Origin of the sequence: Streptomyces katrae (genome assembly GCF_000966975.1) — a bacterium.
GTDB lineage: Bacteria > Actinomycetota > Actinomycetes > Streptomycetales > Streptomycetaceae > Streptomyces > Streptomyces katrae.
Genome location: NZ_JZWV01000079.1, coordinates 1 through 21,050, shown reverse-complemented (window position 1 = coordinate 21,050; position 21,050 = coordinate 1). Strand labels below are relative to the sequence as shown.

The 21,050-nt window shown below is 68.8% G+C and carries 12 protein-coding genes and 1 pseudogene; 3 read left to right on the top strand and 10 right to left on the bottom strand.

Annotated elements, in window-relative coordinates; translation table 11 throughout:
- Positions 1-59: 59 nt before the first annotated feature.
- Positions 60-1,229 carry an LCP family protein gene (locus VR44_RS04355; RefSeq protein WP_045946013.1) on the top strand — a complete coding sequence of 390 codons (1,170 nt, stop codon included), beginning with the start codon at positions 60-62 and terminating at the stop codon, positions 1,227-1,229.
- A gap of 11 nt (positions 1,230-1,240) precedes the next feature.
- Here the strand turns inward: VR44_RS04355 and VR44_RS04350 are convergent, their stop codons facing one another.
- The 6 genes and pseudogenes from VR44_RS04350 to VR44_RS04325 form a co-directional block, all read right to left on the bottom strand.
- The gene (locus VR44_RS04350) at positions 1,241-2,737 is read right to left on the bottom strand and encodes an amino acid permease (protein WP_094191421.1); all 1,497 of its coding nucleotides are present in this window, start codon (positions 2,735-2,737) and stop codon (positions 1,241-1,243) included.
- A 103-nt stretch (positions 2,738-2,840) separates the two neighbouring features.
- Positions 2,841-4,757 carry a 1-deoxy-D-xylulose-5-phosphate synthase gene (gene dxs, locus VR44_RS04345; RefSeq protein ID WP_045946012.1) on the bottom strand — a complete coding sequence of 639 codons (1,917 nt, stop codon included), beginning with the start codon at positions 4,755-4,757 and terminating at the stop codon, positions 2,841-2,843.
- A 253-nt stretch (positions 4,758-5,010) separates the two neighbouring features.
- A pseudogene (locus VR44_RS04340) lies at positions 5,011-6,266 on the bottom strand (sugar ABC transporter permease).
- Between the two features lie 29 nt (positions 6,267-6,295).
- On the bottom strand, positions 6,296-7,084 hold the full coding sequence (locus tag VR44_RS04335) for an ATP-binding cassette domain-containing protein (protein WP_042818391.1): 789 nt from the start codon (positions 7,082-7,084) through the stop codon (positions 6,296-6,298).
- Between the two features lie 166 nt (positions 7,085-7,250).
- Complete coding sequence (locus VR44_RS04330; protein ID WP_211275018.1) at positions 7,251-8,369, bottom strand: sugar ABC transporter substrate-binding protein; 1,119 nt, start codon at positions 8,367-8,369, stop codon at positions 7,251-7,253.
- Between the two features lie 118 nt (positions 8,370-8,487).
- Positions 8,488-9,702: an ROK family transcriptional regulator gene (locus VR44_RS04325; protein WP_045946011.1), complete on the bottom strand. Its 1,215-nt coding sequence runs from the start codon at positions 9,700-9,702 to the stop codon at positions 8,488-8,490.
- Between the two features lie 527 nt (positions 9,703-10,229).
- On the opposite strand from VR44_RS04325, the gene mgtA reads away from it, so the two are divergent.
- A complete protein-coding gene (gene mgtA, locus VR44_RS04320) occupies positions 10,230-12,977 on the top strand; it encodes a magnesium-translocating P-type ATPase (RefSeq protein ID WP_169790974.1) in 2,748 nt (915 codons plus the stop codon).
- Positions 12,978-12,992: 15 nt separating this feature from the next.
- Here mgtA and VR44_RS04315 read toward each other — a convergent pair whose 3' ends face one another.
- From VR44_RS04315 to acnA, 4 genes are all read right to left on the bottom strand, one after another.
- Positions 12,993-13,916 (bottom strand): carbohydrate ABC transporter permease, encoded by a 924-nt coding sequence (locus VR44_RS04315; RefSeq protein WP_045946010.1) that lies wholly within the window; start codon positions 13,914-13,916, stop codon positions 12,993-12,995.
- Positions 13,917-13,928: 12 nt separating this feature from the next.
- The gene (locus tag VR44_RS04310; RefSeq protein WP_045946009.1) at positions 13,929-14,873 is read right to left on the bottom strand and encodes a carbohydrate ABC transporter permease; all 945 of its coding nucleotides are present in this window, start codon (positions 14,871-14,873) and stop codon (positions 13,929-13,931) included.
- Positions 14,874-14,912: 39 nt separating this feature from the next.
- Entirely contained in the window at positions 14,913-16,340 is a 1,428-nt protein-coding gene (ngcE, locus tag VR44_RS04305; RefSeq protein ID WP_045946008.1) for an N-acetylglucosamine/diacetylchitobiose ABC transporter substrate-binding protein, read from the bottom strand.
- Between the two features lie 218 nt (positions 16,341-16,558).
- Positions 16,559-19,273, bottom strand: a complete 2,715-nt coding sequence (gene acnA / locus VR44_RS04300) for an aconitate hydratase AcnA (RefSeq protein WP_045946007.1) — start codon at positions 19,271-19,273, stop codon at positions 16,559-16,561.
- Positions 19,274-19,677: 404 nt separating this feature from the next.
- Between acnA and VR44_RS04295 the strand changes: the two genes are divergently transcribed.
- A partial coding sequence (locus VR44_RS04295) for a helix-turn-helix domain-containing protein (RefSeq protein ID WP_045946006.1) occupies positions 19,678-21,050 on the top strand: 1,373 nt, incomplete at its 3' end.

The following is a 21,050-nucleotide window of genomic DNA, read 5'->3' as shown; positions in this document are numbered from 1 at the left end:
GCCCGCGCGCTCCCCCGCCGCGCTCCCCGCCACCCGTTCGGAAGGACCGGTCTCCGGGCATGACTTCAGACGCCGCCGCCACTGCCACGACCACCCCGGAGCCGGAGCCGGAGCCCGGCCCCGGGACGGAGTCCGGGACGGAGGCGACTGCGGGCCGTTCGCGAGCGAGCCGGATCCGGCGGGGGCTGGCCTGGACGGCTGCCGTCCTCGTCCTCGGCTCGGCCGGGGCCGGCTGGTGGGTCTACAGCCACCTGGAAGGGAACATCGACAGCGTCGACCTGGACCGGGCGATCGGTACGGACAACCGCCCGCCGAAGGTGGTGGAGAAGGCCCAGAACGTCCTGGTGCTGGGCTCCGACTCACGGGCCGGGGCCAACGCCGAGCTCGACCACGGCAACGTCAGCGGGGCCCGTTCGGACACCGCGATGCTGGTCCACATACCCGAGGGCCGGTCCCGGGCCACCGCGGTGAGCATCCCCCGCGACACCCTGATCACCCGGCCCGAATGCAAGGACGCGGACGGCAGGACCGTCCCCGGGGCGAACCGGGTCATGTTCAACTCGGTCTACTCGGTGGCCGGTCCGGCCTGCGTGGTCAAGACGGTGGAGCAGCTGTCGGGGATCCGCGTGGACCACTTCGTGGAGGTGGACTTCGCCGGTTTCAAGGGCCTGGTGGACGCCCTCGGCGGGGTCACCGTCACGCTCGACCAGCCGATGACGGGCGCGAAGGGCGGCCTGAAGCTCGACGCGGGCACGCACCGGCTGAACGGCACGGACTCCCTGAAGTTCGTCCGGACCCGCTACGGCTACGGAGACGGCAGCGACCTCGGACGCATAGGCCTCCAGCAGCAGTTCATGCTCGCCCTGCTCGCCGAGATCAAGAAGCAGGACGCCCTGGGCAACCCGGCCCGGCTCTACAAGCTCGCCGACGCGGGCACCAAGTCCCTGACCACCGACTCCGACCTGGCCTCGCTCAGCGCCCTGGCCGACTTCGCGCAGAGCATGAAGGGCGTGGACCCGTCCACGATGGAGACCATCATGCTGCCGGTGGCGTACGACAAGGTGGACCCGAACCGGGTCGTGATCGCACAGGAACAGGCCTCCCAGCTGTGGGAGGCCCTGCGCACCGACCAGAAGGTGCCCGCCTCGGCGAAGGACTCCCCCGCCAAGGGCGGCGGCAAGGGCGCCAAGTCCAAGTCCCCGGCGCCCGAGCCGTCCCCGTCGGCCTAGTACCCCTCGGCCTAGTACTCCGCGTCCTGGCCCGACCTGCCCAGGCGGCTGTGGCCGCGGCCGTAGAAGAAGTAGACGACGAACCCGATCACCATCCAGACCGCGAACCGGGCCCAGGTCTCGGCCGGCAGGTTGAGCATCAGCCAGAGCGAGGCCGCGATGGACAGGATGGGAACCACCGGGACCCAGGGGGTACGGAAGGACCGGTGCAGGTCGGGGCGGGTCCTGCGGAGGATGATCACGCCGAGGGCCACGACCACGAAGGCGAACAGGGTGCCGATGTTCACCAGTTCCGCGAGCTTCTCCAGGCTGGTGAACCCCGCGACGATCGCGATGATCCCGCCGAGGAGCAGGGTGGCCCGGTAGGGCGTGCGGTACTTGGGGTGGGTGACGGAGAAGGTGCGCGGCAGCAGTCCGTCACGGCTCATCGCGAAGAACACGCGGGTCTGGCCCAGCAGCAGGATCATGCTCACCGTGATCAGGCCGACGGCCGCCCCGAGGCTGATGGCACCGGAGAAGAAGGGCTGGTTCACGGATTTGAACGCTTCGGCGAGCGGGGCGGTCGGCGACATGTCCGCGTAGTACTGCATACCGGTGACCACGATGGTGACGGCCACGTAGAGCAGGGTGCAGATGAGCAGCGATCCGAGGATGCCGCGCGGCATGTCCCGTTGGGGGTTCTTGGTCTCCTCGGCGGCGGTGGCCACGACGTCGAAGCCGATGAAGGCGAAGAAGACGAGGGAGGCCGCGGTGAAGATGCCCATGACGCCGAAGTTGGTCGGCTGGAAGCCGAAAATCAGCTGGACCAGCGGCGCCGTCCAGCCGGATCCGCCGGGCTGCGGCTTGGCGGGAGGGATGAACGGCGAGTAGTTGTCGGCCTTGATGAAGAAGGCGCCCGCGATGATGACCAGCAGCACCACGGTGACCTTGATGGCGACGACGACCGCGGTGATCCGGGCCGACAGCTTCGTCCCGACGACGAGGATCGCCGTCAGCGCCAGGACCAGCAGGAAGGCCAGCAGGTCGAAGTGGCCCCCCGCGTCGGGCCCGGACAGGGCGACGGGCATGTCCCAGCCGAGGTTCGTGTGCATGAGGTGGCGTACGTACCCGGACCAGCCGACGGCGACGACGGCCGTGCCGAGGGCGAATTCGAGGACCAGGTCCCAGCCGATGATCCAGGCGGGCAGCTCCCCGATGGAGGCGTACGCGAAGGTGTACGCCGAGCCCGCCACCGGCACGGTGGACGCGAACTCGGCGTAGCAGAGGGCCGCGAGGGCACAGACGACGCCCGATACCACGAAGGAGAGGGCGGTGGCGGGGCCGGCGTTGTTACGGGCTGCGATGCCCGTGAGGACGAAGATGCCGGTACCGATGATGACACCGACACCGAAGACGGTCAGGTCCCAGGCGGAGAGGGATTTGCGGAGCGCGTGCTCCGGCTCCTCCGTGTCCCGGATCGACTGTTCCACCGTCTTGGTGCGGAACGGGCTGTTGAGGTCCGAGCTCACCGACGCACCTCCCAAGAAGTACGCGAACGGGCCGGGAGGCCCACCCTTCAAGAGTGATCTCCCGGCCCGTGTGGTGCAACCGCGCGATCCGGCCTTTGTACGGCTAGTCGACGGTGGCGGCCGGCTCGTTCTCGAAACGGCCGTCCAGCTTGGCGACCAGACCGGTGACCTGGCGCGCGATGTCGGGGGCGGTCAGGCCGATCTCGGCCATGATCTCCTTGCGCAGCGCGTGGTCCAGGAAGCGCTGCGGGATGCCGAAGTCGCGCAGCGGCACGTCCACGCCCGCGTCCCGCAGGGCCTGCGAGACGGCGGCGCCGACACCGCCGGTGCGGCCGTTGTCCTCGACGGTGACGACGACCCGGTGCCGGTCGGCGAGCGGGGCCATGGCCTCGTCCACGGGCTTGACCCAGCGGGGGTCGACGACCGTGGAGGAGATGCCCTGCTTGTCGAGCAGGTCGGCGATCTCCAGGCACATCGGGGCGAGCGCGCCGACCGAGACGATCAGTACGTCCGGCCGGGTGACCTCGGGGGCGGGCAGGCGCAGCACGTCCATGCCGCCGACCTTGCCGACGGCCGGGACGGCCGGGCCGACGACGCCCTTGGAGTAGCGCACGACGGTCGGGGCGTCCTTGACCTCGACGGCCTCGCGGAGCTGCGCGCGCAGCTGCTCGGCGTCGCGCGGGGCGGCCAGCCGCAGACCGGGGACGACCTGGAGGATGGACATGTCCCACATGCCGTTGTGGGAGGCGCCGTCGTCGCCGGTGACGCCGGCCCGGTCCAGGACGAAGGTGACCCCGCACTTGTGCAGGGCGACGTCCATGAGGACCTGGTCGAAGGCGCGGTTCAGGAAGGTCGCGTAGACGGCGAAGACCGGGTGGACGCCGCCGGTGGCGAGGCCCGCGGCCGAGGTGGCCGCGTGCTGCTCGGCGATGCCGACGTCGTAGATGCGGTCGGGGAAGGTGTCCGCGAACTTCTTCAGGCCGACCGGGTGGAGCATGGCGGCGGTGATGCCGACGATGTCCTTGCGCTCGTGGCCGAGCTTGACCATCTCGTCGGCGAAGACGGAGGTCCAGCTGGCGGCGGAGGTCTTGATCGGAAGGCCGGTGTCGGGGTGGATCGGGCCGATGCCGTGGAAGCGGTCGGCCTCGTCCTGCTCGGCGTGCGTGTAGCCGCGGCCCTTCTGGGTGAGGCAGTGCACGATGACCGGGCCGCTGAAGCGCTTGGCGCGCTGGAGGGCGGACTCCAGGGCCTCGATGTCGTGGCCGTCGATGGGGCCGATGTACTTCAGGCCCAGGTCCTCGAACATGCCCTGCGGGGCGATGAAGTCCTTGAGGCCCTTCTTGGCGCCGTGCAGGGTCTCGAAGAGCGGCTTCCCGACGACGGGGGTGCGCTCCAGGATCTCCTTGCCGCGGGCCAGGAAGCGCTCGTAGCCGTCCGTGGTGCGCAGGGTGGCGAGGTGGTTGGCGAGGCCGCCGATGGTGGGGCCGTAGGAGCGCTCGTTGTCGTTGACGACGATGACCAGCGGGCGGTCCTTGGCGGCGGCGATGTTGTTCAGCGCCTCCCAGGCCATACCGCCGGTGAGGGCGCCGTCGCCGATGACGGCGGCGACGTGGTGGTCCTCGCGGCCGAGCACCTCGTTGGCCTTGGCGAGGCCGTCGGCCCAGCCGAGGACGGTCGAGGCGTGCGAGTTCTCGATCACGTCGTGGTCGGACTCGGCGCGCGAGGGGTAGCCGGAGAGGCCGCCCTTGGAGCGCAGGCCGGCGAAGTCCTGGCGGCCGGTGAGCAGCTTGTGGACGTAGGCCTGGTGCCCGGTGTCGAAGAGGACCTTGTCCTTCGGCGATTCGAAGACCCGGTGCAGGGCGATCGTCAGTTCGACCACGCCGAGGTTGGGGCCGAGGTGCCCGCCGGTCTTGGAGACGGCATCGACCAGGAAGGACCTGATCTCGGCGGCGAGCTGGGTCAGCTCCTCCTGGCTGAGCCGGTCCAGATCGCGCGGTCCCTTGATGCGGGTCAGCAGCACCCGTGCCTCCTTGCAGTTGCTGGCTGGTCTGTCGAGTCTAATGTTCCGCTCGCGGGCGGAATCATCGGGCGGTACCGGGAGGGGCACGTCCTTTGTCATACCTGTACACCCCGTGGGGGAATCACACCTCCCAAACGGACGTATGACCGCACATCCCTCCGTACAGATGTACGCACAGGTGCCCGGTGCCACACGGAGTGGCACCGGGCACTGTGACGGGTCTTACCGTCCGGGTGACGCCCCGGGCGCGCGGTCAGGCGCGTCCGGCGGTCTTCTGGGTCTTGCGGGTGACCGAGTCGATGACCACGGTGGCGAGCAGTACCGCACCGGTGATCATGTACTGGATCGGAGTCGCGATCCCCTCCAGGGCCAGACCGTACTGGATGGAGGTGATGACCATGACGCCGAGGAGGGCGTTCCAGGTGCGGCCGCGGCCACCGAAGAGGCTGGTGCCGCCGATGACGGCCGCCGCGATCACGTTCATCAGCAGGTCGCCGGCGCCGGCGCTCTGGTTGGCCGCCGCGATCTTGGAGGCCCAGAAGAGGCCGCCGATGGCGGCGAAGGTGCCGGAGATGGCGAAGACGGCGATGCGGATGCCGTTGACGTTGATGCCGGCGCGGCGGGAGGCCTCGACGCTGCCGCCGAGGGCGAAGACGTTGCGGCCGAAGGTGGTGCGGCGCAGCACGAAGTCCGTGCCGACCAGGGCCAGGACGAAGAGGACGACCGCGAGCGGCAGGCCCTTGTACTGGTTGAACACGACGGCGGGGCCGAAGGTGAAGACGGCCAGCAGGCCCGTGCGCAGCAGGACCTCGCTCAGCGGCCGCGAGGGGACCCCGGCGGCCTCCCGGCGGCGGTTGTCGGTGTAGGAGGCTAGTAGGCCGCCACGGCGACCGCCGCGAGGCCGTAGCCGGCGGCCACGTCGGAGAAGTAGTACGTGGTGAGCTTGCCGACCACGCCGTCCGGGTCGAGGTTGATGGTGCCGTTGCTGCCGAGGATCTGGAGCATGGCGCCGGACCAGAAGAGCAGTCCGGAGAGGGTGACCGCGAAGGCGGGGGCGCCGATCCTGGCGAAGAAGAAGCCGTGGAGGGCGCCGATCAGGGCGCCGCCGACGACGGCGGCGAGGATCGCGAGCCATTCGTTGACGCCGTGGGTGACGGCGAGGACGGCGACGATCGCGCCCGAGACGCCGCTGACGGAGCCGACCGAGAGGTCGATCTCGCCGAGCAGCAGCACGAAGATGATGCCGACGGCCATCATGCCGGTGGCGACCATCGTGATGGCGATGTTGGAGAGGTTCTCCGGGGAGAGGAAGTTCGAGTTCAGGCCCTGGAAGATGCCCCAGATGACGATCAGGCCAAGGACGACCGGGATCGAGCCCAGGTCGCCGGCCTTCATCTTGCGGCCGAACTCGCTCAGGTAGCCGGACAGGCCCTGCTCGCGCACCAGCAGGCGGGGGTCCACCGCGGGGATGGCGTCCGCCGGCGCGGCGGGGTTGGCCAGCTGGGCCACCTCTTCCGCGTGGGTGTGGTGTTCGGTGCTCACTTGCGGGCCTCCCCGGTGCGGGCCGCCCGGCGGGTCACGGCGTTGTCCGTGGCCCCGGTGATGGCGGAGATGATCTCTTCCTGCGAGGTGTCGGCGACGTTGAAGACGCCGTTGTTGCGGCCCAGCCGCAGCACGGCCACCTTGTCGGCCACGGCCTTCACGTCGGCCATGTTGTGGCTGATGAGGATGACGGCGTGGCCGCGCTCGCGCAGCCGCTCGACCAGGTCGAGGACCTGGGCGGTCTGCTCGACGCCGAGGGCGGCGGTGGGCTCGTCGAGGATGACGAGCTTGGGCTCGCCGAGCATCGAGCGGGCGATCGCCACGGTCTGGCGCTGGCCGCCCGAGAGGGAGGCGATGGGGATCCGGACGCTGGGGATCCGGATGGACAGGGTGGTGAGGAGCTCGCGGGCGCGGCGCTCCATCTCCACCTCGTCGAGCACGCCGTAGCGCTTGAGCTCGCGGCCCAGGAAGAGGTTGCCGACGACGTCGATGTTGTCGCACAGCGCGAGGTCCTGGTAGACGGTCGCGATGCCGAGGTTCTGGGCGTCGTGGGGCTTGCCGATGGAGACCGGACGGCCCTCCCACTCGATGACTCCGTCATCGATGGGGTGCACGCCGGCGATCGTCTTGACCAGCGTGGACTTGCCGGCGCCGTTGTCGCCGACCAGGGCGACCACCTCACCGGAGTGGATCTCGAGTTCTACGTCGGTCAGGGCCTGGACGGCGCCGAACCGCTTCGAGACCCCTCGCAACGCCAGCACGGGCGCAGCGGACACATGAACCATCTCCTTCGCCGCCTGACCGGCGGGGATGTCGTGCAAAAAAGCAGGATACGACAAGCGAAAGGTGAAACGTTTCTGCCCGGCGCCCCGCGGGTGGCGGGGGCATGAGGGGCGGGGCGCCGGGCAGGGCGGGGGGGGCCGCTTCTCCGCGAGGGAGGCGACGGGGGCCTTACTTGAGGCCGATGGCGGCGCAGGCGGCCGCGTACTTGTCGGTGCAGATCTCGTCGACCGTGTAGACGCCGTCCTTGACGACGGTGTCCTTGATGTTGCTCTTGGTCAGCGAGACGACGGGGATCAGCACGGAGGGGACGCCCTTGGTGGTGGGGCTGTCGACCTTGTTGTTGATGATGTCGTCGGCCTTCTTGCCCTGGGCGAGGGCGACGGCCATCTCGGCGGCGGCCGCGGCCTCGGGGGCGTACGGCTTGTAGACGCTCATGAACTGCTCACCCGCGACGATGCGCTGGACACCGGCGAGTTCGGCGTCCTGGCCGGTGACGGGGGGCAGGGGGTTCAGACCGGCGGCCTTCAGGGCGGTGATGATGCCGCCGGCCATGCCGTCGTTGGCGGAGTAGACGCCGATCACCTTGTCCTTGCCGAGCGCGGAGAGGGCGCCCGCCATGTTGGTGTTGGCGTTCTCCGGCTTCCACTCCTTGGTGTCGTACTCCTTGCCGATGTTCACCTTGCCGTCCAGGACGGAGTGCGCGCCCTTCTTGAACAGCGCGGCGTTCGGGTCGGTGACGGAGCCGTTCATCATGACGATCTGGCCGTCCTTGGCCTTGTCGCCCAGGGCCTCCAGCAGGGCCTTGCCCTGCACCTTGCCGACCTCTTCGTTGTCGAAGGAGGTGTAGCCGTCGATCGGGCCCTCCGCCAGGCGGTCGTAGGCGACGACCGGGATGCCGGCGTCCTTGGCCTTCTTGACCGAGCCCGCGATGGCCTTGGCGTCCACGGCGTCGACGATCAGGACGTTCACCTTGTTGGTGATCATCGTGTCGACCTGGGAGTTCTGCGTGGTCGCGTCCTGCTTGGCGTTGGCGTAGACCACCTGCGCCTTGCCGCCCGTGAGATCGGCGATCTTCTTCTCGATCAGCGGCTTGTCGAACTTCTCGTAGCGCGCGGTCTGGTTCTCCGGCAGGAGCAGACCGACCTTGATCGCGTCACCGGCGGCCGCGGAACCCGAGGGCTTCTTCTCCCCGCCCCCCGCCTCCTTGGCGCTGCCACAGGCGGCAAGCGAAACGGCCATGGCGCCGGCGGCTACGACAACGGCGGCTCTGCGCATACGCGTGTTCATGAAGTGAACCTCCCTGACGAGGCCGCAACGCTGCGGCCGAGGTGGATGTGAGTCAACCCCGGCCGCGAGTTTGCCGTCAAGGAGTGAATCCTTAACGAGATGACAACGGAGTCATCCGTTATCTAAATGAAGACAGGGCGGCTGGGGCGCGCACTCCCATTCCATTTTCTGCCAAAAGCGTCGAATCGCCCATTTCACTGAGTACCAGAGCGAGTGCGCCGAGTACCTCCGCCCGGCCGCCCAGGGACCCCGTCAGCACGGACAGCTGCCGGGCCGCGCTGGGGATCGCGTACCGCCCCACGGATTCCCGGATGGGCGCCAGGACCAGCTCCCCGGCGTCCGCGAGCGAGCCGCCGAGGACGATCCGGCTCGGGTTCAGCAGGTTGCAGAGGCTGGCCACGCCGCTGCCGACGTGCCGGCCCACGTCGCTGATGACCCGGCGGCAGCCCGGGTCACCCTCCCGGGCCAGCTCGACCACCTTCTCCATCGTCAGCTCCGGCCCGTGGCTGCCCTGGAGCAGGGGCAGCACGTAGCGGGCGGCGGCGAAGGTCTCCAGGCAGCCCCGGTTGCCGCAGCGGCAGACCGGGCCCGACTCGTCCAGGGTGATGTGCCCGATCTCCCCGGCGGTGCCGCCCGGACCCCGGTAGATCTGGCCGTTGATCACCAGGCCGGCGCCCACACCGCTCGCCACCTTGATGTAGGCCAGGTCCCTGACCCCGCGTCCGCTCCCCCACACCAGCTCGCCCAGCGCGCCGAGGTTCGCGTCGTTGTCCACGTAGACGGGCACGCCCAGGCGCTGGGAGAGCTCCTGGCGCGGATTGATCCCCGCCCAGCCCGGCAGGATCGCGGTGGAGCCCAGGGTCCCGGACTCCACGTCGATGGGCCCCGGGACCCCGAGCCCGACGCCGATGACCTTGTCACGGGCCACGCCCACCTGCTGGACCAGCCGTCCGACCAGCGCTTCCGCCCGGTCGAAGCCGTCCACCCAGGAGGCGTCCACGTCCAGCGGCTCGGACTCCTCGGCCAGCACCTGGTGGGCGAGGTTGCCGACGGCCACCCTCAGATGGGTGTGGCCGAAGTCCACTCCGATCACGATGCCCGCGTCCCCGCTGAGCGAGACGCTGCGCGCCCGCCGGCCGCCGGCCGAGGTGTCGGTGACCTCGACGGTCCCGCCCTCCTTGAGCTCACGGACGATGTTGGAGACCGTGGCCGCCGACAGTCCGGTGGTACGGGCGATCTCCGCCTGGGTCAGCGAACCCGCGAGGCGCACCGCCCGCACGACCCGCTCGAGATTCGCGCGATGCAGTGAGGACTGCGATCCGGGAGTCTGCACGACTCATCCACTCCTGCCCATAAGCGACGGCCAGCCGTCGCCCCCCGGCCGGTCGTCGCGGCTGCGTGCTCCGAGACCCCGGCGTCTCTCCAACTTGTGAACCTTAAGTCGAGCGTTTGGCCCGTCTGGCGTCAAGGGCCGGACACATGCCGAAACGGACACGGATGACCAAAAGGATGAACACCACCCCTCCGAGATCGTGTTACGGTCGCTGAGGCGCCGGTCCTCTGCGGCCTTCAGGCCGGACCTGGCGCCGCGTACTGACGGCGCGACGCGAGGAGGTGTTCGGGATGAGTCCCGATCGAAGTCTTCGCCGCGCTCTCGTCGGCTGACCGTTCCGCTACGGAACGCTCCTTTTCATCACTTTCTTCTTCTTTCCGTATGTCCTGACTCTCCTGTCAGGCATACGTCATCCATGCCCACGGCGCACCCCGTGGCGGCCCGTGCCGCCCCGCGCCGCACCATGACCACTCCACGTGACCGCGCGGCCACGCGCTGCCCGGACGCGGTGGAGGGAGGTATTCGTCATGACCATGCTCACCCCCCGTACCCCGGCCAAGCTCGCACCGCCGGGCCGGACCCGCCGCGAGCGCAAGGCCGCCGAGCTGGAGGCCGCGACCCGCCTCGTCGGCGAGCGCCTCGCGGACATCAGCGCCCGCCCCGCCGTAGAGGTCCTCCAGGAGACCGACACCTCCCGCGGCGGCCTCACCCACGGCGAGGCCGTGCGCCGCCTCGGACTGCACGGCCCCAACGTCGTCGCCCAGGAGCGCGCGCCGCACTGGACGGCGCAGCTCGCGAAGGCGTTCTGGAACCCCTTCATCGGCGTCCTGGTCTTCCTGGCCGCCGTGATGTTCTGGCAGGACCCGAAGGACCCCGGCGTCCTGATCCTCTCCGTGATGGTGACGGTCAGCGGGCTGCTGCGGTTCTGGCAGGAGTACCGCTCCGGGCGCGCCGCCGACGCCCTGAAGAAGCTCGTCACCACCACCTGCGCGGTCCAGCGCCGGGCCGGCAGCGGCTCCGTCCCGACCACGCTGGAGATCCCGATGGACCAGGTGGTCCCGGGCGACCTGGTCCGGCTGGCCGCAGGAGACCTGATCCCCGCCGACCTGCGGCTGCTCACCTCCAAGGACCTGATGGTCAGCCAGGCGGCCCTGTCCGGCGAGTCGTTGCCGGTGGCCAAGGCGGACACTCCCCCTCGCTCCGCTGGGGGGACCTCCAGCTCGGAGGACCTGGGCCGGCACGAGACCACCGACCCGGTGGAGGCCGACAACCTCTGCCTGATGGGCACCTCGGTCACCTCCGGCACCGCCACCGGCGTGGTCGTCGCGACCGGCTCCGACACCTGGTTCGGCTCCATGGCCGGCACCCTCGTCGGCGAGCGCCCGCAGACCAACTTCGACACCGGAGTGCGCAAGGTCAGCCTCCTGCTGATCCGCTTCATGCTGGTGATGGTCCCGGTCGTCTTCATGATCAACGGCCTGACCAAGGGCGACTGGCAAGAGGCCTTCCTGTTCGGTGTCGCCGTCGCGGTCGGCCTGACCCCGGAGATGCTGCCGATGGTCGTCTCGGCCAACCTGGCGCGCGGCGCGGTGGCCATGGCCAGGCGCAAGGTGGTCGTCAAGCGCCTCAACGCCATCCAGAACCTCGGCGCCATGGACGTGCTCTGCACGGACAAGACCGGCACCCTCACCGAGGACCGGATCGTCCTGGACCGCTACCTCGACGTGCACGGAGACGAGGACGGCGAGGTCCTGGAGTACGGCTACCTGAACGCGCACTTCCAGACGGGCCTGCGCAACCTGCTGGACCAGGCGGTCATCGACCGGGTGAACGAGGCCGAGGAGGTTGTCGTCGACGCACGTTTCACGATGGTCGACGAGATCCCCTTCGACTTCGCCCGACGGCGGATGTCCGTGGTCCTCAACCGCAACTCGATGGCCTCCGGCCCCGGCCGCTCCGAGCACGTGATGATCACCAAGGGTGCGGTCGAGGAGGTCCTGGAGCTCTGCACCCACATGAGGGACCGGGGTGAGACCGTCGAACTCACCGGGGAGCTGCGCCGGCGCGTCACCGCCATCGCCGAGGACAACAACCGGGCCGGCCTGCGGGTCCTGGCCGTGGCCACCCGCCGGATCGCCGCCCCGCGCGACACCTACGGCGTCGCGGACGAGGACCGGCTGACCCTGGTCGGCTTCCTCGCCTTCCTCGACCCGCCGAAGGCCTCCGCCGCCCGGGCCCTGCAGGCCCTGGCCGACAAGGGCATCGCGGTCAAGGTGGTCACCGGCGACAACGAGCTGGTCGCGGCCCGGGTCTGCGCGGACGTCGGCATCGAGGTGGGCCGCGTGGTCCCCGGCGCCGAGGTGGACGCCCTCGACGACACGCGGCTGCGTGCGCTGGCCGCCCGTACGACGGTCTTCGCCAAGGTCAACCCCGTCCAGAAGGCCCGGATCGTCCGGGCCCTGCAGGCGGACGGCCGCACGGTCGGCTTCCTCGGGGACGGCATCAACGACGCGGCCGCGCTGCGGGACGCCGACGTCGGCATCTCCGTCGACACGGCCGTGGACATCGCCAAGGAGTCGGCGGACATCATCCTGCTGGAGAAGGACCTGACCGTCCTGGAGCAGGGCGTGGTGCAGGGCCGCACCACCTTCGGCAACACGATCAAGTACATCAAGATGACGGCCTCGTCGAACTTCGGCAACGTCTTCTCGGTCCTGGTGGCGAGCGCCTTCATCCCCTTCCAGCCGATGCTCGCGATCATGCTGCTGGTGCAGAACCTGGTCTACGACATCGCCCAGCTGGCCACGCCCTGGGACCGGATGGACGAGGAGTACCTGCGCAAGCCGAGGAACTGGGACGCCAAGGGCATCTTCCGCTTCATGGTGACGATCGGCCCGGTCAGCTCGGTCTTCGACATCACGATGTTCGTGGTGATGTGGAACGTGTTCGCCGCCAACACCGTGGGCGAGGCCTCGCTGTTCCAGACCGGCTGGTTCGTCGAGGGCCTGCTCTCGCAGACCCTCGTCGTCCACATGATCCGGACCCGCAAGGTCCCCTTCCTCCAGTCCCGCGCCTCCTGGCCGGTGATGGTGATGACCGTCCTGGCGGTGCTGACCGGGCTCTGGCTGCCCTTCTCGCCGCTGGCACCCGCCCTGGGCTTCACCGCCCTCCCGGCGGGCTACTTCCCCTGGCTGGCCGGCGTACTGCTGGCGTACTGCACGCTGACCCAGCTGGTGAAGACCTGGTACGTCCGCCGCTCCGGCACCTGGCTGTAGCGGGCCCGGGCCGGGCTACTTGAGGGTGGCCGAGGTCAGCCCGGCCTGGATCTGGCGCTGGAAGGAGAGGTAGACCACCAGCATCGGGATCATCGCGATGGTCACGCCGGCGAAGAGCACCGGCAGGTCCGTCTCGTAGCCCATCTGGTACTGGAGCTGGATCAGGCCCTGGGTGAGCATGTAGCGCTCGGGGTCCGATCCGCTCTGGGGCTGCATCAGCACCGAGGGCAGGATGTACTGGTTCCACTGGCCCAGGACATTGAATATCCCCACGCTGATCAGGCCGGGCTTGGCCATCGGCAGCATCACCTGGAAGAAGATCCGGGTGTCGGAGGCCCCGTCGATGACCGCCGCCTCGTGCACCGCCGTCGGCAGGGTCCGGAAGAAGGAGTGCATGAAGAAGACGGTGAAGGGCATCGAGTAGGCGACGTAGACCAGGATCAGGCCCTGGTAGGTGTTCAGCATGTCCAGCCGCTTGACCATGAAGAACAGCGGTACGAGCGCCAGGAACACCGGGAACATCGCCCCGCTGACGAAGAAGTAGTAGATGATCCGGTTCCCCGGGAAGGGGTAGCGGGCCAGTACGTACGCGGCCATCGAGCCGAGCAGCATGGTCAGCGGGACGGAGAAGGCCAGCACGATCAGGGTGTGGCCGAAGTAGCCGCCGATGCCCTTGTCCCAGGCCCGGCCGAAGGCGTCGAAGTGCCAGTGGGCCGGCCAGCTGAGGGCGGAGGCGCCGATCTGGGAGTCGGTCTTGAAGGAGCCGAGCGCCAGCCACACCAGGGGCAGGACGATCAGTATCGCCCAGACGGCGAGGAAGCCGTGGGAGAAGACGTTCAGCACCATGCCGTCGGAGCGGGGTTTCCCGCCGCCGGGGCCGGCGCTCCCTGCGGACCGCTCGGCGGCGGACTCGCCGGGTGCCTTGATCACTGTGGTCATCGGGTCTCCCGCTCAGAACTCGATGCGCTCGCGGCGGGTGGCGCGCAGCGTGACGATGGAGAGGATCATGGTCAGCAGCAGCATGACCACGCCCATGGCGCAGGCGTAGCCGCTCTTGCCGAAGTAGAGGAAGTTGCGCATCAGGACCGTGGCCATGACCTCGCTGTGGTGGTCCGGGCCGCCGCCGAACTGGCCGGAGGTCATGGTGGACACCAGGACGAACATGTCCATGGCGGCGATGCCCAGGTAGACCGCCGAGGTCTGCACGGAGTCCCAGAGGAGGGGGAGCGTGACCCTCAGGAAGGTCTGGGCGCGGCCCGCGCCGTCGAGCAGGGCGGCCTCGTAGATGTCCTTGGGCACGGACTGCATGGCGGCCGAGAAGAGGACCAGGTAGAAGCCCACCCCGTGCCAGACCACCACGAGCAGCAGGCACCAGAGCACCAGGTCCGGCTGGTTGAGCCATTCGACGGGGTGGACGGGGTCGACCAGGCCGAGCTTGGCGAGGAATCCGTTCAGCAGGCCGCCCGCGTCACTGCGGTACACCGCTCCGAAGAGGACCGCGAGGATGGCGAGGGAGAGGACCTGCGGGAAGAAGTAGACGATCTTGTAGAAGGCCGATCCGCGGACGCCCCGCACCCCGCCGGCCCCGCTGCGCCCTCCCGCGTTCACCATGAAGGCGAAGAAGAGGGCGAGCAGGATGGTGATGACGGGGACGAACACCAGGAGCAGCAGGTTGTGCCAGAGGGCGCCGCGGAAGACCTCGTCCTCCATCAGGGCCTGGTAGTTCTCCAGGCCGACGAAGTCGAACGTCGGAGACTGGCCGGACCAGTTGGTGAAGGAATAGCCGAACGTCTGGACATAAGGCCAGATGACGAAGGTCAGGTACAGCGCGAGCGGCAGGACGAGGAAGCCGGCGATGAAGCCGATCCGTCCCTTGCTCCGGGCTACTTGGCTCATGGTGTCCGTCCCTGGTGACGCCGCCGGTTGGACGTGGGGTCAGCTGCGGTGGTTGTTCTTGGCGTTGGGGTCCTTGGCGGCCTTGTCCACCGCGGCCTGGGCCCGCTTGATCCACTCCTTCGGCTGGATGCGCTGGGCCATCAGCTCGTTGGACGCGTTCTGGATCTCGGTGTCCATCTCGCTGTACCAGTCGGGGTAGAGGTAGTTGAAGGTGTCGGCGCCGGCGGCCTTGACGGCGGCCACGGCCGACTGGGTGCCCGGGCGGAGCTTGACGCTCGGGTCGACGCCGTCCTTGACGACGGTGAGCGAGTTGGCCTGCTGGGCGAAGATGGTCGACCATTCGCGGGAGAGCATGGAGCGCAGGAACTCCAGGCCGCCGGCCTTGTTGGCGGCCTTCTCGGGGACGACGAAGGGCTCGTTCGCACCCGCCCGGATGGCGGTGAAGGGGAGCTTGCTGTCGGCGAGGACCGGCACCGGCAGGAACTTCATGTCGAAGTCGGCGGGGGTCTGCTTGAGCTGCTCGTTCTCCAGCCAGGAGCCGGAGGGGATGAAGGCGGCCTTGTACTGGTTCCAGGCGGTCTGCGACTCCGTGTGGGTGAGGCCGTTGGTGCCGGGCATCAGGTAGCCCTTCTCGACCACCTCGTAGACGGCCTCGACGGCGGCCAGGGCGGCCGGGTTGCCCTCGAAGGCGTTCGGGGAGAGGTTGTCGATGGCCTTCATGGCCTCCAGACCGCCCTTCTTGGCGATCAGGTCCATGATCACTACGTTGATGTAGTACGGGTACTTCCCCTGGTGGGCCAGGCCGCCGATGCCGGCCTCCTTGGCCTTGGCGCAGATGCCCAGGAACTCGTCCCAGGTCTTGGGCTCGGTCCAGCCCTTCTCCTTGAAGAGCTTGCCGGAGTACCAGAGGCCGAAGACGGTGTAGACGTAGTTCAGGGCGACGAACTTGCCGCCCTGGGTGCCCTGTTCGACGGTGCCGGCGATCAAGGTGTCGCGGACCTTCTTGGCCGGGTCGTCGAGGGAGGGGGCGTCGAGCACCGCGGTGAGGTCGGCGAGCTGGCCGCCCTTGGCGAGGACGTCGATCTTGATCATCTGGGCGCCGGAGTCGTCGATGACGTCCGGCGGGTTGCCCCCGTTGAAACGGGGCTGGAGCTTGGCGGCGATCTCCTGGGTGCCCAGGTGGGAGCTGGTGATGCCCCACTTCTTCTCGAAGGCCGCCTCCCAGGCCTTCGCGTAGTCGTCGCCGAAGCCGCCCTTGAAGACCACCACGTCCAGTTTGCCGCCCTTGGCGACTCCGAACGGGTTCTCCTTGGACACGGCCCCCTTGTCCGGGCCCTTCGTGGAGGTGTCCCCACCGCCGGAGGCGCAGGCGGACAGGAGGCTCATCGTCGGCACGGCGATCAGTCCGAGCGCTGCGGAGCGCTTGATCAGATCACGGCGGCCGAGGCCCTCACCGGTGGATCCCATGCTCAAGTCCTCGCCTTCGTCAGGATTGGGGCACAGGTATAGTCCACTTCCGCTTTGCTCAGCAAGATCGTGCACAAGGATCGTTCCCGGCTTTTCCGAGTTGAGACCTGTCCGTCATCTGATTCCTCCGCCCCGAAAAACGGAAGGGCCGCACCCCCTTGTCGGGGGTACGGCCCTATGGTGCCGATAACCGGCGGATCGCTCCGCCTGGCGCGCCCTTAGCCGCGGATGAGGTTGCGGAGGACGTACTGCATGATGCCGCCGTTGCGGTAGTAGTCCGCCTCACCCGGCGTGTCGATGCGGACGACCGCGTCGAAGGAGACACCGGTGTCGGTGGTGACCTTGACCGTGCGCGGGGTGGTGCCGTTGTTCAGCTCCTCCACACCGGTGAAGGAGAAGGTCTCCTCGCCGGTGAGGCCCAGGGAGGCCGCGGTGGCGCCCTCGGGGAACTGCAGGGGCAGGACGCCCATGCCGATCAGGTTGGAGCGGTGGATGCGCTCGTAGGACTCGGCGATGACGGCCTTGACGCCGAGGAGCGCGGTGCCCTTGGCGGCCCAGTCGCGGGACGAGCCCGAGCCGTACTCCTTGCCCGCCAGGATGACCAGCGGGATGCCGGCGGCCTGGTAGTTCTGCGAGGCGTCGTAGATGAAGGAGACCGGCGCGCCCTCGACGGTGAAGTCGCGGGTGAAGCCGCCCTCGGTGCCCGGCGCGATCTGGTTGCGCAGGCGGATGTTGGCGAAGGTACCGCGGATCATGACCTCGTGGTTGCCGCGGCGGGAACCGTACGAGTTGAAGTCGCGGCGCTCGACACCGTGCTCCGTGAGGTACTTGCCGGCCGGGGTGTCGGCCTTGATCGCACCCGCCGGGGAGATGTGGTCGGTGGTGACCGAGTCGCCCAGCTTCGCCAGCACGCGGGCGCCGGCGATGTCGGAGACCGGGGTGGTCTCCATCGTCATGCCCTCGAAGTAGGGGGGCTTGCGGACGTAGGTGGACTCGGCGTCCCACTCGAAGGTGTTGCCGGTCGGGATCGGCAGCGCCTGCCACTGGGCGTCACCCGCGAAGACGTCCTGGTAGGACTTCGAGAACATGTCCTCGCCGATGGCGTTGGCCACGACGTCGTTGACCTCGGCCTCGGAGGGCCAGATGTCCTTGAGGTAGACCGGGTTGCCCTCGGTGTCGGTGCCGATGGCGTCGGCCGTGATGTCCACCTTCATGGAGCCCGCGATGGCGTACGCGACGACCAGCGGCGGGGAGGCCAGGTAGTTCATCTTGACGTCGGGGTTGATACGGCCCTCGAAGTTGCGGTTGCCCGAGAGGACCGAGGTGACCGCGAGGTCGTGCTCGTTGATCGCCTTCGAGATCTCCTCGTCCAGCGGACCGGAGTTGCCGATGCAGGTGGTGCAGCCGTACCCGACGAGGTTGAAGCCCATCTTGTCGAGGTACGGGGTCAGGCCGGCCTTGTCGAAGTAGTCGGTGACGACCTTCGAGCCCGGGGCCAGGGTGGTCTTGACCCACGGCTTGCGGGTCAGGCCCTTCTCGACCGCCTTCTTGGCCACGAGCGCCGCGGCGACCATGACGTAGGGGTTCGAGGTGTTGGTGCAGGAGGTGATCGCGGCGACGGTGACGGCGCCGTGGTCGATCTCGAAGGAGGTGCCGTCGGCCAGGGTGACCTGGGTCGGGCGGGTGGGCACGCCGTTGGTGGCGGCCGGGGCGTCGGAGGCCGGGAAGGACTCCTTGCCCGCCTCGTCGGCGTCGTCCACGTAGTTGCGGACGTCCTGGGCGAACTGCTGCGCGGCGTTGGCCAGGACGATGCGGTCCTGCGGGCGCTTCGGGCCGGCGATGGAGGGGACGACCGTGGAGAGGTCCAGCTCGAGCTTCTCGGAGAAGTCGGGCTCGGCCTTCGGGTCCAGCCAGAGGCCCTGCTCCTTGGCGTACGCCTCGACCAGGGCGACCTGCTGGGCGTCGCGGCCCGTCAGGCGCAGGTACTTCAGGGTCTCGTCGTCGATCGGGAAGATCGCGGCGGTCGAGCCGAACTCCGGCGACATGTTGCCGATGGTGGCGCGGTTCGCGAGGGAGGTGGCGGCGACGCCCTCACCGTAGAACTCGACGAACTTGCCGACGACGCCGTGCTTGCGCAGCATCTCGGTGATGGTGAGCACCAGGTCGGTGGCGGTGGTGCCGGTGGGCAGCTCGCCGGTCAGCTTGAAGCCGACGACGCGCGGGATCAGCATGGAGACCGGCTGGCCGAGCATGGCGGCCTCGGCCTCGATGCCGCCGACGCCCCAGCCGAGCACACCGAGGCCGTTGACCATCGTGGTGTGCGAGTCGGTGCCGACGAGGGTGTCCGGGTAGGCCTGGCCGTTGCGGACCATGACCGTGCGGGCCAGGTGCTCGATGTTGACCTGGTGGACGATGCCGGTGCCCGGGGGGACGACCTTGAAGTCGTCGAAGGCGGTCTGGCCCCAGCGCAGGAACTGGTAGCGCTCCTTGTTGCGGCCGTACTCCAGCTCCACGTTCTGGGAGAACGCGTCCTTGGTGCCGAACTTGTCGGCGATGACCGAGTGGTCGATGACCAGCTCGGCCGGGGAGAGCGGGTTGACCTTGGACGGGTCGCCGCCGAGCTCCTTCACGGCCTCACGCATGGTGGCGAGGTCCACGACACAGGGGACGCCGGTGAAGTCCTGCATGATCACGCGGGCCGGCGTGAACTGGATCTCCTGGCTGGGCTGCGCCTGGGAGTCCCAGCCGCCGAGCGCCCGGATGTGGTCGGCGGTGATGTTCGCGCCGTCCTCGGTGCGGAGCAGGTTCTCCAGCAGGACCTTCAGGCTGTAGGGAAGGCGCGCGGCGCCCTCGACCTTGTCCAGCCGGAAGATCTCGTACGACTCGTCGCCCACCTGCAGCGTGCTGCGGGCGTCGAAGCTGTTCGCCGACACGACAGTCTCCTTCATGCATGATTTCGCGCGTGTTACCGCATCCTGCCGCCACGCCCTGTGGCCAATCCGCTAAGGTAAGGCTAAGTTAGGTAACCCTTACCGGCGGGGGCGGCTGCGGTGCGCCTTCGGCAGATATCTCGATGTCGAGATAACTCTAGTACATGGCCGCGCCTCGGGTCAGCACGCCCGGGTGTCCGTCTCGGCACGTCGCGCCGCCCCGCACCCACCGCCCCCTGCTGCCGCACATCTCGTCACGACGCCCTCAATGGAGGGACGAAGTCCGCTGGAGCGGGCCCACCCCAACCTGACGCCCTATAAGCCCCCTATTCCCCACAACACCCGTATCTCACCCATCTGCACCGCCCCATGCGATCACCATCTCATATCTGAGATACCGTGCACCCATGGCAGACGACTACCTCGTACGCATCGGCAAGCTCATCCGTGACGCCCGGCAGCACCGTGGCTGGACGCAGACCCAGCTCGCCGAAGCGCTCGGCACCAGCCAGAGCGCGGTGAACCGCATCGAGCGCGGCAACCAGAACATCAGCCTTGAGATGATCGCCCGCATCGGTGAAGCCCTCGACAGCGAAATCGTCTCCCTGGGCTACGCCGGCCCGATGCACCTGCGCGTCGTCGGCGGCCGCCGTCTGTCCGGTGCGATCGACGTCAAGACGAGCAAGAACGCGTGCGTCGCCCTGCTGTGCGCCTCGCTCCTCAACAAGGGCCGTACGGTGCTGCGCCGGGTGGCCCGCATCGAGGAGGTCTACCGGCTCCTGGAGGTCCTCAACTCCATCGGCGTCCGCACCCGTTGGATCAACGACGGCGTGGACCTGGAGCTGATCCCCCCGGCCGTCCTCGACATGGACGCCATCGACGCGGAGGCGGCCGTCCGCACCCGCAGCATCATCATGTTCCTGGGCCCCCTGCTGCACCGCATGGACCACTTCCGCCTGCCCTACGCCGGCGGCTGCGACCTCGGTACCCGCACCATCGAGCCGCACATGATCGCCCTGCGCCGCTTCGGCCTGGACATCACCGCCACCGAGGGCATCTACCACGCCAAGGTCGAGCCGGGCGTCTCCCCCGGCCGCCCGATCGTCCTGACCGAACGCGGGGACACAGTCACCGAGAACGCCCTGCTGGCCGCGGCCCGCCACGACGGCGTCACCGTCATCCGCAACGCCTCGTCCAACTACATGGTCCAGGACCTGTGCTTCTTCCTGGAGGCCCTGGGCGTCAAGGTCGAGGGCATCGGCACCACCACCCTCACGGTGCACGGCGTTCCGGTCATCGACGCGGACGTGGACTACTCCCCCTCCGAGGACCCGGTCGAGGCCATGAGCCTCCTGGCCGCGGCGGTCGTCACCGAGTCCGAACTCACCATCCGCCGGGTCCCGATCGAGTTCATGGAGATCGAGCTGGCCGTCCTGGAGGAGATGGGCCTGGACCACGACCGCTCGGCCGAGTACGTCGCCGACAACGGCCGTACCCGCCTGGTCGACCTCACGGTCCGCCCCTCCAAGCTCGAAGCCCCGATCGACAAGATCCACCCGATGCCCTTCCCCGGGCTGAACATCGACAATGTCCCCTTCTTCGCCGCCATCGCGGCGGTGGCCCAGGGCCAGACCCTGATCCACGACTGGGTGTACGACAACCGCGCCATCTACCTGACGGACCTCAACCGCCTGGGCGGCCGCCTCCAGCTCCTGGACCCGCACCGAGTCCTGGTCGAGGGCCCCACCCGCTGGCGCGCGGCCGAAATGATGTGCCCCCC